14 protein-coding genes are annotated in these 15750 nt (G+C 59.3%); 4 read left to right on the top strand and 10 right to left on the bottom strand.

The window, feature by feature from the left end:
* Positions 1–113: 113 nt before the first annotated feature.
* On the top strand, positions 114–899 hold the full coding sequence (xth, locus tag EKK30_RS00325) for an exodeoxyribonuclease III (RefSeq protein ID WP_290978535.1): 786 nt from the start codon (positions 114–116) through the stop codon (positions 897–899).
* Between the two features lie 29 nt (positions 900–928).
* Here xth and EKK30_RS00330 read toward each other — a convergent pair whose 3' ends face one another.
* On the bottom strand, positions 929–1384 hold the full coding sequence (locus EKK30_RS00330) for a hypothetical protein (RefSeq protein ID WP_290978537.1): 456 nt from the start codon (positions 1382–1384) through the stop codon (positions 929–931).
* A gap of 280 nt (positions 1385–1664) precedes the next feature.
* Between EKK30_RS00330 and EKK30_RS00335 the strand changes: the two genes are divergently transcribed.
* Entirely contained in the window at positions 1665–3161 is a 1497-nt protein-coding gene (locus EKK30_RS00335; protein ID WP_290978539.1) for a tetratricopeptide repeat protein, read from the top strand.
* A gap of 3 nt (positions 3162–3164) precedes the next feature.
* On the opposite strand, the gene EKK30_RS00340 is transcribed toward EKK30_RS00335, so the two are convergent.
* Entirely contained in the window at positions 3165–3782 is a 618-nt protein-coding gene (locus EKK30_RS00340) for an OmpA family protein (protein WP_290978541.1), read from the bottom strand.
* A 140-nt stretch (positions 3783–3922) separates the two neighbouring features.
* Between EKK30_RS00340 and EKK30_RS00345 the strand changes: the two genes are divergently transcribed.
* Positions 3923–6652 (top strand): CHAT domain-containing tetratricopeptide repeat protein, encoded by a 2730-nt coding sequence (locus EKK30_RS00345; protein WP_290978543.1) that lies wholly within the window; start codon positions 3923–3925, stop codon positions 6650–6652.
* Positions 6653–6657: 5 nt separating this feature from the next.
* Here the strand turns inward: EKK30_RS00345 and EKK30_RS00350 are convergent, their stop codons facing one another.
* From EKK30_RS00350 to EKK30_RS00385, 8 genes are all read right to left on the bottom strand, one after another.
* Positions 6658–8076, bottom strand: a complete 1419-nt coding sequence (locus EKK30_RS00350; RefSeq protein WP_290978545.1) for a hypothetical protein — start codon at positions 8074–8076, stop codon at positions 6658–6660.
* Positions 8077–8261: 185 nt separating this feature from the next.
* The gene (locus EKK30_RS00355) at positions 8262–8552 is read right to left on the bottom strand and encodes a hypothetical protein (protein ID WP_290978547.1); all 291 of its coding nucleotides are present in this window, start codon (positions 8550–8552) and stop codon (positions 8262–8264) included.
* The gene (locus EKK30_RS00360) at positions 8543–9037 is read right to left on the bottom strand and encodes a TspO/MBR family protein (protein ID WP_290978549.1); all 495 of its coding nucleotides are present in this window, start codon (positions 9035–9037) and stop codon (positions 8543–8545) included. The genes EKK30_RS00355 and EKK30_RS00360 overlap by 10 nt, the downstream gene beginning before the upstream one ends.
* Complete coding sequence (locus EKK30_RS00365; protein ID WP_290978551.1) at positions 9034–10257, bottom strand: geranylgeranyl diphosphate reductase; 1224 nt, start codon at positions 10255–10257, stop codon at positions 9034–9036. The genes EKK30_RS00360 and EKK30_RS00365 overlap by 4 nt, the downstream gene beginning before the upstream one ends.
* Before the next feature lie 5 nt (positions 10258–10262).
* Positions 10263–11606, bottom strand: a complete 1344-nt coding sequence (locus EKK30_RS00370; RefSeq protein WP_290978553.1) for a BCD family MFS transporter — start codon at positions 11604–11606, stop codon at positions 10263–10265.
* The gene (gene chlG, locus EKK30_RS00375) at positions 11603–12511 is read right to left on the bottom strand and encodes a chlorophyll synthase ChlG (protein WP_290978555.1); all 909 of its coding nucleotides are present in this window, start codon (positions 12509–12511) and stop codon (positions 11603–11605) included. The genes EKK30_RS00370 and chlG overlap by 4 nt, the downstream gene beginning before the upstream one ends.
* An 89-nt stretch (positions 12512–12600) precedes the next feature.
* The gene (gene ppsR / locus EKK30_RS00380) at positions 12601–14001 is read right to left on the bottom strand and encodes a transcriptional regulator PpsR (RefSeq protein ID WP_290978558.1); all 1401 of its coding nucleotides are present in this window, start codon (positions 13999–14001) and stop codon (positions 12601–12603) included.
* Positions 14002–14090: 89 nt separating this feature from the next.
* Positions 14091–14954 (bottom strand): B12-binding domain-containing protein, encoded by an 864-nt coding sequence (locus EKK30_RS00385; protein WP_290978560.1) that lies wholly within the window; start codon positions 14952–14954, stop codon positions 14091–14093.
* A 279-nt stretch (positions 14955–15233) separates the two neighbouring features.
* Here EKK30_RS00385 and bchF point away from each other — a divergent pair.
* The coding region (bchF, locus tag EKK30_RS00390) for a 2-vinyl bacteriochlorophyllide hydratase (RefSeq protein WP_290978562.1) at positions 15234–15750 on the top strand (517 nt) is incomplete at its 3' end.

Consider the following 15750-nt stretch of genomic DNA (forward strand, 5'->3'; position numbering starts at 1 on the left):
GGTATGGGCACGAACCGTAACGCGTAAATAGGCGTATTGTTCGACGTCGGAGCTAAATCTGGTTACCGAACGTCTTCTCTCTCGCCTGTTATCGGTTTGTTCTGGATCTTCGCTTGAAAATCGCGACTTTCAACGTCAATGGCATCAATGGCCGTCTCGATGTGCTCCTCGAGTGGCTGAAAACGTCGAAGCCCGACGTTGCGTGCCTGCAAGAGTTGAAGGCTCCCGACGAGAAGTTTCCATTGCGCGAGATCGAAAAGGCCGGATACGGCGCCATTTGGCATGGACAGAAATCGTGGAACGGCGTCGCCATCCTCGCCCGCGGTGCCCAGCCGGAAGAGCGACGGCGCGGCCTTCCCGGCGACCCGGAAGACACCCATAGCCGCTATCTGGAAGCCGAGGTTTCCGGCAAGATTGTCGGATGCCTATATCTGCCCAACGGCAACCCGGCGCCAGGACCGAAATTCGACTACAAGCTCGCGTGGTTCAAGCGGCTCTCGCGTTACGCTAAGACCCTGCTGAAGAGCGGTGCTCCGGTGGTGCTGGCTGGCGATTACAATGTCATGCCCACAGACCTCGATGTCTACGCACCAGAGCGATGGAGAGATGACGCCTTATTTCGCCCCGAAGTCCGCGATGCCTACCACCGACTCATCGAGCAGGGCTGGACCGACGCCATTCGCACCCTTCACCCCGATGAGCGCATCTATACGTTCTGGAAATATTGGCGCAATTCATTCGCGCGTGACGCGGGTCTGCGCATCGACCATCTCCTGCTAAGCCCGAACTTGACTGGAAGCCTAACGAAAGCTGGCGTCGACCGCCGGATCCGGGGCTTGCCTGGATCAAGCGATCACGCACCGGCGTGGATCGAACTCAAGACGTCTCGCCGCAAATAAGCGGGCTCGAAGCAATGTCAGGCGATCATTCACGGCCGCTTGACGATCCGATTCAGCGCATCCAGCCATTCCATGCGCCCATTGACCGCAAACCGTTCGACCTTTCCTGAAGACCGTGTGACGGCAATTCCATTAGGAATGATCTTGAAAATCCGCACGGGTCGCACATTCGCAATCTCCGCAAGCGGAATATCCACGCTCCGCCTCTGAAGATTAACCGCATGGGGCAAGAAGCGAAGATGCGTGCTAGTCAGCGCCAGCCGTCCGCCTCGCCCCTCGAAGTTCAAAAAATGATTTGCTAACCCCGTATGGACCAGCGTCTCACCCGGCTCGAGGGGCAGGTCCGCGGCCTTGGGAATGATGGGTGACCGCAGAAAAAGCCAGATCAGCACCGCGAAGAAAAGCGCATTGCCGGCATATTCTCGAATGAGGGCTGCGCTTCCCCCCTGACTGATCGACGGAAACCGCCCCTCGATCACCGCCATGATCAGGCCATAGAAAACCCCAAATGCCAATCCGGCGCAGGCGGCGGTCCGAAAGGATTGCAGACGTTCGCTCATGATCTCCTCCTCTGAATGAACTCAGGACCATGGCCCGCAGCGGTCGTAATTTCGGTCACCGGGGAAACACTTCGGCTGACATTAGCCACGTCCCGAAATGCGATATCAACGATGCCTCAAGACGCTGAGGCAGGCGTCAGAAAAGGATGCTAACAAGAATCCGACGATCGGCTGATGATGCCGACCCACCTGCGCGGAGGCTCCCTTGAATCGCAAGCTCACTGTCATCCTTGCCGCCGATCTTGCGGGATACAGCCGGCTTATCGCCGAAGACGAAGAGGAAACTTTGAGACGCTTGGCGGTCTACCGAGGCGTCTTTGAAGACCTTGTCGCGCATTCCCGGGGTCGCGTATTCAACACGGCCGGCGACGCCATCTTGGCGGAATTTCCCAGCGCAGTTGACGCATTAAGATGCGCAATCGACGTGCAGGAAAGTCTGCGCACACGCAACCTCGCGTATCCTCCAAGCCGGCAGATGTGCTTCCGGATGGGAATGACGGTGGGCGACGTCGTCGAACGCGACGGCGATCTGCTGGGCGATGGGGTGAACATCGCCGCGCGCCTCCAAACTCTGGCGCAACCGGGCGGCATTTGCATCTCGAAAAGCATGCACGACGCTGTGTCCAACAAGCTCTCCGCGAGCTACTCGGATATGGGTCTTCACACGGTCAAGAACATTCCCAATCCCGTGCACGTCTACAACGTTGGGCTGACGTCGGCTGCGCCGCCACCTCCGCCAGCGCGCAGTATGCCGCTCGTTCGTGCAGGGCTGATCTTGAGCTTCGCCGTCGCTTTGATTGCTGGCGTAGCGTTCGCTTACCTTGCGGGCGTCCGTAGCCCACTTCCCGATACAACGATCAAGAGTGCTCCCAATGCGGCGGATTCCTCTAGCGAGAAAGCAGCGACGGTGGTGACGCCACCGGCAGTCACAAAGGAAGCGTCGGCATCTGATCGTCCACCAGCTTCGCCTGCGGCCACTTCTCCGAACAATCCGCCCGAATCTGCCTCACCGCGCGCTACAATAGCAGAGCCGGACAAATCCGCCGCCGCACCTGACGTTTCAACCTCCCAGCCGCCCGAGAAACAAATCGCAGCGATCACCCCGCCGAAGACGGATCTCGGAAGCCAGGATGCCGAGCAGCTCTCCCGTCTTCGGTCCATGCAGTGGACCAGCTGCCGCGGAGAGGATACCTCCGCCGCTATCGCGGCCTGCACGCGTCTGGTGGATGCTGCGGATGTTCAAGGGTCCGATCTCGCGTTGGCGCACGAGAGGCTCGCTTATGCGCTCCGCAAACAGGGAAAAATCGATGAAGCGATAGCGGCCTTCACAAAGTCGCTGGACCTCGCCAAGTCATCCGACGCTTACAACGAACGCGGCACGGCTTACTTTATCAAGGGCCAGATCGACAATTCGATAGCGGATTACAATCGCGCCATTGCCGAAGACGCAAACAATGGGGAAGCTTTCAACAACCGCGCGTGGGCGTACTACACGGTGGGTAAAACAAAGGAGGCGCTGGTCGATGCCGATAAGGCAGTCGCGCTCAGCCCCGACAAGGCCTACGTCTGGGATACGCACGGCCACATTGAGGAAAAGCTCACGAACCGCGACGCGGCGATCGAAGATTTCAGAAAGGCGCTCTCGCTCGATCCGAAACTGCAATCGAGCGAGGTCGGCCTGAAGCGACTGCGCGCCGACTGACGGCTATTCCCCGAGATTGACAATCCGAACGCGACGGTTTTCAGGAGAGTCGGGTTGCTGCGGGTTTTTCAGATGTTGCGGACCATAGCCGACGGCGATGAGTTGCTCGTTCGTGAGGTGGAACTCCTTGATGAGCACTTCGCGCACCGCTGCAGCCCGCCGCTCCGAAAGCGTCTGATTGTATGGGAGCGTCCCGGATACATCGGTGTGTCCGGCGAGCAGGAAGCTCGCCCCTTTCAGCTGATTGTCTTGCAGCGCCTTGCCCAGCGCCTGAATGTTGGGCCGCGCGCGGTCGGTGATCTCGGCTGAGTTGAGATCGAAGGGAATATCCATGTCGTAGGCCGGCATCGCCTTAGTCGCCTCGGCGAGGCGCTCACGCTCCTCCGACGTAATGGCAATCCCCCGCGACGTCTTTACCTTGAGCGCCTTGATGAGCTCGCTGTCTTGCGACGATGTCAGCCCTCGAGACGGCCCCTTCGCTTTCAGCGCATCGATCAGGCTCGCTGCGCTTGGCGCGGACGCTTGCTCACCAACGGCGCCGGCAGTGGTCAACAAGATGGTGACGCATGCGAAGGCGGCGGCTTTAATGAGACTTGAACGATCAAGCAGACTGTCAGTCATGGGAACGCTCCGTAGGCGCAATGTAGGTTGGATCTTCATCCTAGCAAAATAAGGAAGTAAGGCTGTATCCAAAGTGACAGTCGAACGGAACACCAGGCCTTAAATCCCGGGGCACATGCTCAAATTCGGCCGATGGAATAATGAGAAGATTAATACTTTCACTGATCATCGCGCTTGCTCTCGTCGCGCCGTCCTTCGCGGCGGACGATGCGTCGTCGATTATTTCCGGACTGGCGGCGGCGGCGAAGTATGACGAGGCGCTGGCCGCTGCTCAGGAATTGGAAAGAAAAACCCGCGGCGCCGAAGGCGGCAATACCGCCGACCACGCCGTCGCCATTTCCTGGATCGCATTTTTAAAGAGCGTGCTGGGAGACCGCCAGGGCGCAACGCCCTTCTATGAAAAGGCCGTCGAAATCTATTCCAAGATAAAACCACCGCGCCAAGCTGACTACGCGACGAGCCTCAACAATCTTGGTTACAACCGGGCGGAAACCGGCCATCCCGACGATGCGGAGCAGCTCTATCTGCGCGCGCTCGATATCCGGGAAAAAGTGCTGCCGCCAAACGCTCCGGAAATTGCCGACACCCTGAATAATCTGGCGCAACTGTATAAATCTCAGGGCCGACTCGATGAAGCGATCACCCTTCTCAACCGGTCTCTGGAAATTCGGACCAGAAGTCTGCCACCCACCGATCCGAGGATTGCATCGAGCCTTCAAAATCTAGCCGGCGCCCTCGAATTGGATCCGCGCGGCGACAAGTTCGTGGCTGCCCAGCACATGCTCGAAAAGGCCCTTGAAATTCGCCGCCAATCGCAGACGGCAAACCATCCCGAGATCGCGGGCGTGATCAGCAAGCTCGCCACCAACCTTTTCAATCAAGGCAAATATCGCGAAGCCGAAAAGCGGTTTGATGAAGCGCTCGAAATCCGGCGCAAATCGCAGCCGGCAAACCATCCCGACATTGCCGGCACCCTCGTCGGCCTCGGCATGACGGATCTCGAGCTGAAGCATTATTCGGCAGCCGAGTCTGAGTTCCGCGAGGCCCTTGCCATCCGCCAGATCGCGCTTGCGCCCGGCTCGACGGGGATTGCCGATACGTTCGATCTCCTTGCCCGCGCCCTCGATGGCCAGGGGCACTTGGTGCAAGCGCTTGAGATGACGCGGACCGCAACAAAAATGCGGTTACAGGCGCGCAACATCACGGCCAAAGATCAGGAGTATCTCTACCACCATCTCGATATGCTGGCGCGCGTCACACCTCTCCTGCAGCCAGCCATTGTGGAAGAGAGCTTCATGCTCGGCCAGAATGCCGAGCAAAGCGAAGCGGCAACCGCCGTCGCGAAGATGGCAGCACGGTTTGCAACGAGCGATCCGGCATTACAAGATCTCGTGCGAGAGCGTGACCAGCAGGACGCGATGCTCACGGCCTTGGAGCGTCAATTCAGTGATGACCTGAGCCAGCCCCCGGAAAAGCGGAATCCCGATATCCGGCGCGATATGGAAAAGCTGCAGGCGCGGCGCACCGCGATCGATGCAGAGTTGAAGAAGAGCTTTCCCAAGTACTTCGAGCTCGTGAAAGCCGAAGCAGTGAACATCAACGCTCTTCGTGAAGTTCTCAAACCGGACGAAGCGCTGATAAGCATCGCCTCTGGTCCGGACTTCACATACGTCTGGGCGATTTCGAAGGATACCGCCGCATGGCAAAAGGTTGACGTCTCGCGCGACTGGCTGACGTCCTCAGTCCGGTCGCTTCGCCCGACCCTTGATACGGAGGATTTGAAAGCGGGACTCTCGAACGGCGCGTCCCTCTTCGATCTCGGCCTGTCTTATGAGCTCTACGCCAAGTTGCTGCAGCCGCTGGAAACCGTGTTCGACGGCAAAAAGCATTTGATCATCGTACCCTCAGGCGCGTTGACGAGCCTTCCCTTCCAGGTGCTCGTCACTAAGGCCCCGGTGAACCCCCATCCAAAACTCGAAGACCTCGGCGTCTATCGCGAAGCCGACTGGCTCATTCGAAAGCACGCACTGTCGGTCCTGCCATCCGTCAACAGCTTGCGCTCGCTGCGCCGACTGGCTTCCGCTGCCGCCACCACAAAACCGATGATCGGCTTCGGCAATCCGAGCCTGAAAAAGCGCGTGGCCTCAAACGGAATTCCGTCGGCTTCCATCCAGGTATCGCAAATGGAAACCCGCGGCCTGAGCCGTAGCCCGCGAGAGCTCTTGGCCGAGGATCAGATCTTTGATCGGCTCGATGAACTACCGACGACCGAGCAGGAGCTTCGTAGCATCGCCAAGGATCTGGGCGCTTCCAATGACGATTTGGAAATGGGCCCCGCCGCAACGGAAACGCGGGTAAAGGAAGCCAACCTCTCCATATATAATGTCGTCTATTTCGCGACCCACGGCCTGGTCGCGGACGACCTGAAGGGCAGCCTGGACGAACCGGCACTCGTACTGTCCAGACCCGAACACCCGAATGCCTTCGACGACGGCTTCCTAACCGCATCCGAGATTTCGGAAGATCTGAAGCTCAATGCCGATTGGGTCGTTCTGGCCGCGTGCAACACAGCGGCGGCGGACGCGAAGCCCGGCGCCGAGGCACTTTCCGGATTGGCGAAGGCCTTTTTCCACGCCGGAGCCCGCACGCTTCTCGTCTCGCACTGGCGTGTTGAATCGGAAGCAGCGACCCGGCTGACGACGAGCACGTTCGCCTTCAAGAGCAAAGACAAAACGCTTGGGCGCGCCGAAGCACTTCGCGAAGCCATGCTCGCCGAGATTGATCGCAAACCCGAGACGATCGCCGATATGTGGAACGCATATCCGGCTTTCTGGGCACCGTTCTCAGTCGTTGGCGAGGGCGGCGAATAGCGCGTCTACCAGTGATAGCGAACGCCGAGTTGCCCATCCACGCCAACCACGTCTTCGCCGCCATAGACTTCCGTCATAAGCAGGTAAGACCACCCGCCACCCGCATCGAGCTGCGTCGTGAGCTGCCCTAGTCCGCGGATCTTGCCCTCGTCCACGGGACCAACCGTATTGAGCGATCCGCCCGGCGCGACGATGCCCGTCTGCGTGTTGAAGCCGGTGATCAGCACATCGCTGTAGAGGAACGCACCGACCGTCGTGGTCACGTGATATCCCTGGGGCGTCTGCCAAATCTCCCCATAGCGAACGCCGCCCTGCAGACGCAGCGACGTACCATCGTCCAGCCCAAGCGAGCCGCCGTTGATGTTCAACGTCGTGCCCTGCACGGTACCGAAGTTCGCCGAATTGGTATCATTGCTAAAATTCGTAGCCGTGAAGCGGATGCCGAAAGCCGGTTCGATCCAGCTCGTCGCGCTAAGTGGTGTGCGATGCGACGCCTCGCCCGCGATGATGTAATCGTTGACCGAGGCGCTTCCGTGCTGCGAACCGTTGAGAAAGACGTCGGCACCGCACGTCGTATTCGCCGACAGCGAACTGCGCTGCGACAGATCGAAGAAATCCGCCTTGAAGGCGAGATCGAAGGTCCACGCGCCGGTCGCATACGCCAGATAGGCGCCGACAAACGGGCCATTGACGTCCTGGCTGTTGTTGGTGCGCGAGAATGTAACGTCGTTGGTCGTATCGACCGTGCCGCGGAAGCTCGTGTTGGAGAAATTGTCGTTCGTTTCGCTGAAGCCCGAAAAGACGCCGAACTGGAAGGCTTGCAGGGTCTCACCACGCTTGATGACGGTCCAGTCCATGCCGGCCATGCCGCCGCCAGAGACCTGGTTGCGTGTGGGGTTCTCATCGTTGCCGGGTGCGAGATTGCTGTGGCGTTCGTAGCCGCCGAAGCCCTGGGCCCAGGTTGCCGTGCTGCGAATGGTCTGGCCTTCATAGACCGCGTCGGTCGCGGTACCATAATCCTTCAGGCTCGCGTAACGCGGGTTGGCAGCATAATCGCTGCTCGCAACCGCACGCTTGGATTTCAGCGTCGCAGAATTGCTCACCTGTCCGGCTTGGGCCTGAGCGGCGGACGTCGTAGCCTGCTGCTCGACAGATGTACCAGACGAGGATCCCGGCTCCGCCATCGCAACCGTATTGGAGACCGGAATCGGCGCCTGCTGTGCCACCTGCACGCGCCGGCGGATCTGCTCGAGCACCTCGGTCGTCGAGGTCTCAGTTTCCGAAATCGATGGAGGTCCGGAGCCACCGGCCGCAGAAGCCATGCCGCACGGAAGTCCCTGGGCAGCGGCAATCGCCGACCAACTCGTCGCCATCCCGGCGGCAAGCAGTCCAACTTTGCCAAAATCTGAAAAACGATGGCGCATAAACGAGCATTCCCGCGCAGATGGCACCGGCTTCGGATACGCGATCAACTGAAAAGTGATTCCCCGCTAATGCTTTAACAGGGCGAGGTGGGAGGGTCGATACGGTCCACACAGACCGGATTATGATTTGTGTAAGTGCACGGGCGAGCGTGCCTCCCGAGACACACGCAATTGAACAGTATTCACTAATTTATCTTTCGAAAACGGCTCAACATATCTGTGACATGCGCGACGAAAGCCGCGAGCAGCAAAGCCGCGACCAAGAACACCGAGCCCCCCTCCAGAGCCGCTTTCAACACCAAGATCAAAAAGAGTCCCGGAAGAATGATAACGACGGCCTCGCGCGCGGTCGGCCCCTTCCCCGTGAACCGGCGATAGGCCGCGAGCGCCAACGGCTCGACGAGCATCACGACCAGCACGATGTCGGCGAGCGTCGACAACGCCTGCGGCTCTGTGAGATGACGGATCATATCCATAGAGCGTGGTATCCGTTGAGCCTGACCACTTCGAAGTTCAGCGCCATCGCGAACGCGACCCATAACAAATACGGGACGAGCAGCAGGCTCGCCGTTCTAGAATACCGCCAGAAGACGATCGCCGGCACCAACACGGAGAGCCAGAGGAAGATCGCCTCGATGAGCGCTAGGTCGGGGCGCTGAAATTTGAAAAAGAGCGCGCTCCAGACCACGTTGAGGATGCCGTTGACCGCGAACATCCCGATAATCCACTCGCGGCTGGCGTCATCCGGCGCGTTTCGCCAAGCGGTAATCCCGGAGATTGCCGCCAGAGCGAAAATCAACGTCCACGCTGGTCCGAAGGCCCAATCTGGCGGCTGCCAGTCGGGCTTCTTTAGCGCCTCGTACCACGCACCGATCTCGGTCATCGAAGCGCCGAGCGCAGCCACGACAATCGCCGCCGCGCCGGCGATGATCACCGGAAGCCACAAACTCGATCTACTCACGGCGCAACAAGTCCCAGCAAGTGCGCCATATCCTTGAAGAAAATCCGTACATGCGCGAGTGGCGCCTGCCGAACGAGTTTCTTTCGCATGTAAGATTCCCAGGTCAGACGCTGCACGTCACGATCACTGCACATGCTTACAAACCGTTCGCGTCGCCGATCGTTGCGGTACCAAAACCACTGCATGATCCCGAGGACCCAAAAGACGCGTCCGTGTTCGCGCATGAAGCGCTTGCGCGCCGTCGCCAACGCACGTGCGTCACCAGTGACAAGGAACTGATCGACCGCATCGGCAGCAAGCCGACCGCCTGTCATTGCATAGTAGATGCCTTCGCCCGAGGCGGGCGCAACAACGCCGGCCGCGTCTCCAGCGAGGACGACATCTCGTCCGTTGTCCCATTTCTTCAATGGGCGGAGCGGAATTGGCGCGCCTTCCTTCCGGATGGTCTCTGCCGTATCTAGGCCCGAGTTGATGCGCAAATTCCGAACCGCACCCTTCAGCGAAAAGCCCTTGTGCGCGCTTCCTGTCCCGATGCTCGCGGTCTCGCCGTGCGGGAAAACCCAGGCATAGAAATCCGGCGATAGCGAACCTTTATAGAAAATATCGCAGCGAAACCGGTCATACATCGCCGCTGGTTCCACACTCCGGTCAGGTTGGTCGGCTGGAATTCGGATGACCTCGTGGTAGGCAAAGACGTGGGGAACACGCCCAGCGTTCGGAATGGCCTGCCGAGCCACCGCGGAGACAGCACCGTCCGCACCAATGACCGACTTCGCGCGCAACGTCCTGACCTCTGCCGCCCCTTCTGAACCCTTGCTGCGATAGCTCACCAGCGCAACGTCATCCGCATCCCGCGCCAGCGAAACGAACGTCCCCTCGATCCGCAAAGCTCCCGAGGATCTGGCGCGCTCGCGCAGCCACTCATCGAAAACATCGCGATCAACCATGCCGACATATCCATTGCTCTGGATCGGCATGTCGACGCGCCGCGCGGACGGAGAAAAGATGCACGCACCCCGAACGCGCGCGACCAGAAGATGATCGGGGATCGCGAACTCTTCGACGAGCTTGGGTGGCACAGCGCCCCCGCAAGGTTTGATGCGGCCGGCGCGATCAAGAAGAGCAACGGACCAGCCTTTTCTCGCCAGATCGTGTGCTGCGGTAGCGCCCGCAGGTCCACCACCAACGACTACGACATCGAACGTGGTGTTCTCCTGCATGACCGTTACCCTTTGACTGGTTCACCATTTGCGAGAGTTGCGGGCGCGCGCCAATGACTTGCGGCGCGATCATCGCCTCGCGGCATCCCAACGACCAAAAGAGAAGCGCCTAGGAACAGCAGAGCCTCGAGGCAAAACGCGCTGGCGTAGGAAAACTCTACCGATCCGCTCATCAAGCGCGCCACGTCGACGATAACCGTGCCGAGAAAGCCGCCGATGCCGAAAGCGAGACCCTGTGCGGCGCCCCATACGCCCATCCGAACGCCTTCGGATTTATGCCGCCCCGCCTTGGCAAGCGCCATCATCGTGCCGATGGTGGCGACAGCGAACGCACCGTTCGAAAAACCCAGCGCCCAGACGTTGAGGGACATCGGCCAGCTTTCACCCCTGAAAGCCGCAACTGATAATCCCAGGAGCGCCACGCTCGAAGCAATGCACCCCAACACGGCCCATGTGGCAAGCGGGATCGAGCGAACCTTCATGCCGAGAAAACCGATGAGCAGCATTCCGGCGAACACGCCGCCGTGTTGAATGCCGGACAGCTCCGTTGATTGCCCCGGCGTATAGCCGAAGACGGAACCCGAAAATGGCTCTAGGATGAGATCTTGGGCGTTGTAAGCCAGCATTGAAACGAACACGAAGATTGTCAGTCGGCGTGCCGGCCCGTCGGACCAGACATCCAGCACAGCGGCCTTGAACCCGACCGGAGTTTGCCGCGCCAAATCGCGAACTGGCGCGTTGTCCGAGTTTTGTGTCTCAAGACCCCAGAGCGCGACGCTCGCAAGCCCGACCGCGATGGCTCCGACGATCAGCGTCACGACGACGAGTCGCTGCGCAGAATAAGGGTCGAGCACTTTACCCACGCTGATGGCCGTGATTGCGATCCCGGCAATCATCATCAGCCAGACGAGAGTTGCAGCGCCCGAGCGCTTATCTTCGCCCGCCTTCGCGGCAAGCAGCGCCAGCAGAGAAGTGCCGGCGGCACCGACGCCAAGCCCGATCATCGTGAAAGCGACGACCGCCAATAGAAGGCCGGCAGTCGTACTCGATGAAAGCAACAGAATGGAGAGCGAAGCTAGCAAAGCACCGAGCGCGAGCATCGTCATCCCACCGATGATCCAGGGCGTTCGCCGCCGGCTTACGTCCGAGCTATGCCCCCAATATGGACGCAGCAACTGCACCGCGTAATGCAAGCCGACCAGCGCGCCGGGCACCACCGCAGGAAGCGCGAGTTCAACGACCATCACGCGGTTCATGGTCGATGTCGAAAGCACGACGATCGAGCCGATCGCGGATTGGACCAAGCCCAGGCGTACAATCTGGAACCAGCTTAGGTAGGGAGCGCTCATAGCATCGCTCCGTTGATCGAGCGGAGCGCGAACGCCGCGATGAGCATTCCACTCACGTAGAGGCTCACGCCCGTCGCGTTGTACCATGGCGCAAGCTCTCGAGGTGATTTCACCAGCCGCGTCATGAGATAGAGCTGCACTGCGAGCGAGACCGCAATCAGCGCCGCATGGATTGGACGATTCCAATCAAACAGCAGTCCGATGACCACGATCTGCGGGATAGCCATCATCACGCAGGCAATAAGTCCCGCGCGCTCGGCGCCATGCTGGACCGGCAACGATGCGATCCCGAAGCGTTTGTCACCTTCGATCGACTTGAAGTCGTTGAGTGTCATGATCCCGTGCGCGCCGAAACTGTAAAGCAGGGGAACGACAAGTCCGGGCCAATTCGGAAGCGCGCCGGCCATGACGCTTGCACCGGTGATCCAGGGCAAGCCTTCATAACAAAGAGCAACTGCCGAGTTTCCCCACCAGCCGTTGGTCTTCAACCGCACGGGAGGTGCGCTATAGGCCCATGCTAAAACCAGTCCGATAATGGTGGCGACAAAAACGATGTTGCCGAGGGTGGACGCGACAGCAAGCGAGACCGCGCTCCAGAGCACCGCGAAGTAGAGGCCCCAATCGCCGGGCACACGCCCTGACGGAATTGGCCGATACGGCTCGTTGATGGCGTCGACTCCGCGATCGAACCAATCATTGACGATCTGGCTCGTCGCGCACACCAGCGGACCAGTTAGAATGGCGCCGAGCGCTACGAAGGACCAGCGTCCCTCGACGGACGTCCCGGCAGAAACGACGCCGCACATGAACGCCCACATTGGCGGAAACCAAGTGACGGGTTTCATGAGCTCGAGGAGAGCCGAGGCGGTTACGCCGATGTGCGTCGCTTCGATGGATCGTTTCATTGCGTCAATTTACATTGACACTTCGACGCGAACAAGCAGGAATTCTGCTTTTCTCGATTCAGTCGATCAGGCTCGAGATGAAATTGAAATCAGTCGCCGTCGTCGTCGACGTCGCTGATGCCGAAGCGGCGCAGCTTCGAATAGAGGCTCTGCCGGCTCAGGCCGAGCATCTCAGCCGCTGACGCGCGATTATCGCCCGTCAATTTTAAAGCCGCTTCTATGCAAAGCTTCTCGATAACGTCCGTCGTTTCCCGCACAAGCTCCTTAAGCGGAACCTGGCCAACCAACTGCGTCAACTGCTCGACGGAACGCGGGAAGTCGCTCTTCGACTGCGGCCGCGAAGCCTCCGCCCTACCCACGATCCGGATCGTGAACCCAAAACACGGATTTTCACCGGTCGGCACGGATACGGCGGAAATTTCGACATTCTCGTAGGCGCCGTATTCACCCCTGACCACCGTCGCGAAATGACGGACCGAACCGTGATCGCGGATATTTGCAATGAGGGCATTGATATCCACCCCTGCACGGCCAAGCCAACGATCGATGAGTTCGCCTCGCACCTGCTCCTCGTTCGCGAGCTGGACCAGATCGAGGAACGCAGGATTGGCGAGAAGAATGCGGCGGTCGAGATCCGTGACCACAAAACCGTCCGGAAGACTTTCGACGACGTTGAATACTTTCGAATTCGACTTCGGCACCACATCGACGCTACCGCACGGCGCCAGTCGAACGAGGATATGAGATGACGTCTCCTGCCTAAACAGCGACGCGGATACGAGGCACTCCCGCTTACCCTCCGAGAGTCTTGCCTTGACCTCATCCGCTCGTCCCGTTGCCCGGATCGACGCGAGTTGATTTTGGATGGCCTTCGCGCTCTCGCCATCGAAAATGTCCAGGAAGCTTTTTCCCGGAATCCTTCGGCTGGTCCTGTTCAGGAGCTGACTTGCAGCCGGGTTGGCGTCCACCAAACGAAGATTGGCGGCGTCCACGATGATGACGGGCTCCGATGCCAGCTGGAAAAGAAGACGGTAACGCGTCTCGGCATGCCGGAGACGCGAATACTCCTTTTCCATTGTCTGTTGCGCATCAACGAGGCGCTGCTGCAGCGCAGCGATGGTCCGCAAATCGCGCCCTACGGCGACGACGCGCCCATTGGGTCCAATTTGAACCACCGAATAGCGGATGGGAATATCGCCGCGCCGGGATGGATGATTAACCTGCCGCCACTCGACTGGCGTCTTCCCGCCCTGCGCAGTCTCCAATAACTCTTCGATTTTGTCGCGACTCTCGATGGTTACCGTGTCCACCCAGGGTTCACCGACCCACTTCTGAAAGCCCTCTCCGGAGAGATCCTGGCTTCCAAAGGCGATGTCGCGAATAATGCCCCGGCCGTCGATGATCAAAGCGATATCGGCGGCGGCAGCAATCAGCTTCGCCGCGCTCTCCGCATTCAAGTCACCGAGGGTTTTTTTCGGAGCCCGAAACACGATTCCTGTTTCTCGAGCGAACACGGCCGGAGTCCTTATGAAACTTTCGCAGAACCTCTTGGTGTTCTGAGTCCTGCACTCACACTATGTCAAGCATTTTGGAAAGAAGAAACAGCTTTCAGTGCGTCTGTTGCCGTACCGTCCGCACCAACTGACAAGACCAGGTGCGGATTCTCGAGAAAGTACCGCCCTCCGACCAGGACCTGCGTTGACGGGCGACGGATACGTCTTTTGATGGCATGCAGCATCGAACTCAGCGCCTCCGGCGCGACGTCCTTGCCTACCGAAATGCCAATAAGATCGAACGGATCACGACAAGCCGCTTCGAAAAGCTCATCGTACGTCCCACTTGTCCCGCCGCACACAATCCAGCCCGCACGGCGGAAAAACTCCTGGAGGACTTGCAGTCCGAACGTATGCTGATCGCCCGGCATCACCGACAGGAAAGCGCGCCTCTGGCTTGTCCTGAACCGAAGCCGTTCATCAAAATCGGCTGAGATGTCGCGGAGCAACCACTGCAACGCAGCAAGCGCGATCGTAACGTCCACGAATGTACAAACATCCTGCTTCCACAGCTCACCGAGATGGCGCGCGCTCTCAGTGAAAAGATCAAGAACCAGAGCTTCGAAAGACATGTCCTTCTGAAGCAAACGCAGGACATACCTGCGCGCGGCCGCAGTATCGTTGCGCAGTAAAAGCGGGACGAATTCTTCGATATTTTCGATGCCCGCCTCAGACCTGGATGGGTTGAGGCGTCCGGCGCGCGATGTGTTTGCGCGAACAAGGGCCGGGACAATGGACTCGTCGACGGTCACACGGAGTGCCCGCATCTGCATCGGCGTCAGGATAGAACCTGCTTGCCGTTCCGACCGGAAATCAAAGCCCGATCCGGATGCAAATCCACAATCTTGGCGATAACGCTTGAGTTCCGTCAGGGGCCGAATGGTCGACATTGGCTTCCCCTCCCGACATCGCATCTCGCTCGCGCGGATCCGATTTTTGTGTTTCTCTTCGCCTGAATTCCGCTAGGCTAATGTCCGCCGCCGCTCGCACTCGCCGCGACAGTTAATCACACTTGACGGCATTGTCGCAAGTCAACGTGGACAATGAAAACCCGGAACGATAATTTGTAAAGTAGATTTTACGTCAAACTAAGTTGACACTCTTCAGTCTCGCGCATACCCTCTCAACGTCGTCGCCTTCGAGCGGCGTCGCGGCGGGAGGAGCAGCCGGTGTCAGTAGCGCAACGTCCCGAGCACGACCTTCTCTATACTGTCGAGCAGCGTCGCCGGCGTGATGCATCGAATTGGACGCTCGTCCAGGGCATCCTCGCGCCGCTGCAGTTTTTCGTTTTCGCGGTGAGCGTCTGCCTCGTGGTCCGCTATCTCGTATTGGGCACGGGGTATGCGGAAGCGAATGCTTCCATCCTTTTGAAGACCACCCTTCTCTATCTCATCATGATCACCGGATCGCTGTGGGAACACGACGTCTACGGGCGTTATCTGTTCGCCCCCGCGTTCTTCTGGGAAGACGTCGTGAGCATGCTCGTGATCGCGCTGCATACGGCGTATGTCGTGGCTGTCTTTTCAGGCGCGCTCACGCCGCGTGAGCAAATGATCCTCGCTCTGGCCGCATACGCCTCCTATCTCGTCAATGCCGCGCAGTTCCTGCTGAAGTTCCGGCGCGCACGCCTCAGCCGCCCCGCCACCTCTTCCCTGCCTTCAGTCGCCGACGCTCTGGAGGCTTCAT

The sequence above is a fragment of the Hyphomicrobium sp. genome (assembly GCF_003987855.1).
Taxonomy (GTDB): Bacteria; Pseudomonadota; Alphaproteobacteria; order Rhizobiales; family Hyphomicrobiaceae; genus Hyphomicrobium_B.

Excerpts from the sequence above, each read along its gene's own strand:
- EKK30_RS00330 (WP_290978537.1), bottom strand. The coding sequence starts at position 1,384 with ATGGCGGTGATCGAGGGGCGGTTTCCGTCGATCAGTCAGGGGGGAAGC.
- EKK30_RS00340 (WP_290978541.1), bottom strand. The coding sequence starts at position 3,782 with ATGACTGACAGTCTGCTTGATCGTTCAAGTCTCATTAAAGCCGCCGCC.
- EKK30_RS00345 (WP_290978543.1), top strand. The coding sequence starts at position 3,923 with ATGAGAAGATTAATACTTTCACTGATCATCGCGCTTGCTCTCGTCGCG.
- EKK30_RS00350 (WP_290978545.1), bottom strand. The coding sequence starts at position 8,076 with ATGCGCCATCGTTTTTCAGATTTTGGCAAAGTTGGACTGCTTGCCGCC.
- EKK30_RS00355 (WP_290978547.1), bottom strand. The coding sequence starts at position 8,552 with ATGGATATGATCCGTCATCTCACAGAGCCGCAGGCGTTGTCGACGCTC.
- EKK30_RS00365 (WP_290978551.1), bottom strand. The coding sequence starts at position 10,257 with ATGCAGGAGAACACCACGTTCGATGTCGTAGTCGTTGGTGGTGGACCT.
- EKK30_RS00370 (WP_290978553.1), bottom strand. The coding sequence starts at position 11,606 with ATGAGCGCTCCCTACCTAAGCTGGTTCCAGATTGTACGCCTGGGCTTG.
- chlG (WP_290978555.1), bottom strand. The coding sequence starts at position 12,511 with ATGAAACGATCCATCGAAGCGACGCACATCGGCGTAACCGCCTCGGCT.
- EKK30_RS00385 (WP_290978560.1), bottom strand. The coding sequence starts at position 14,954 with ATGTCGACCATTCGGCCCCTGACGGAACTCAAGCGTTATCGCCAAGAT.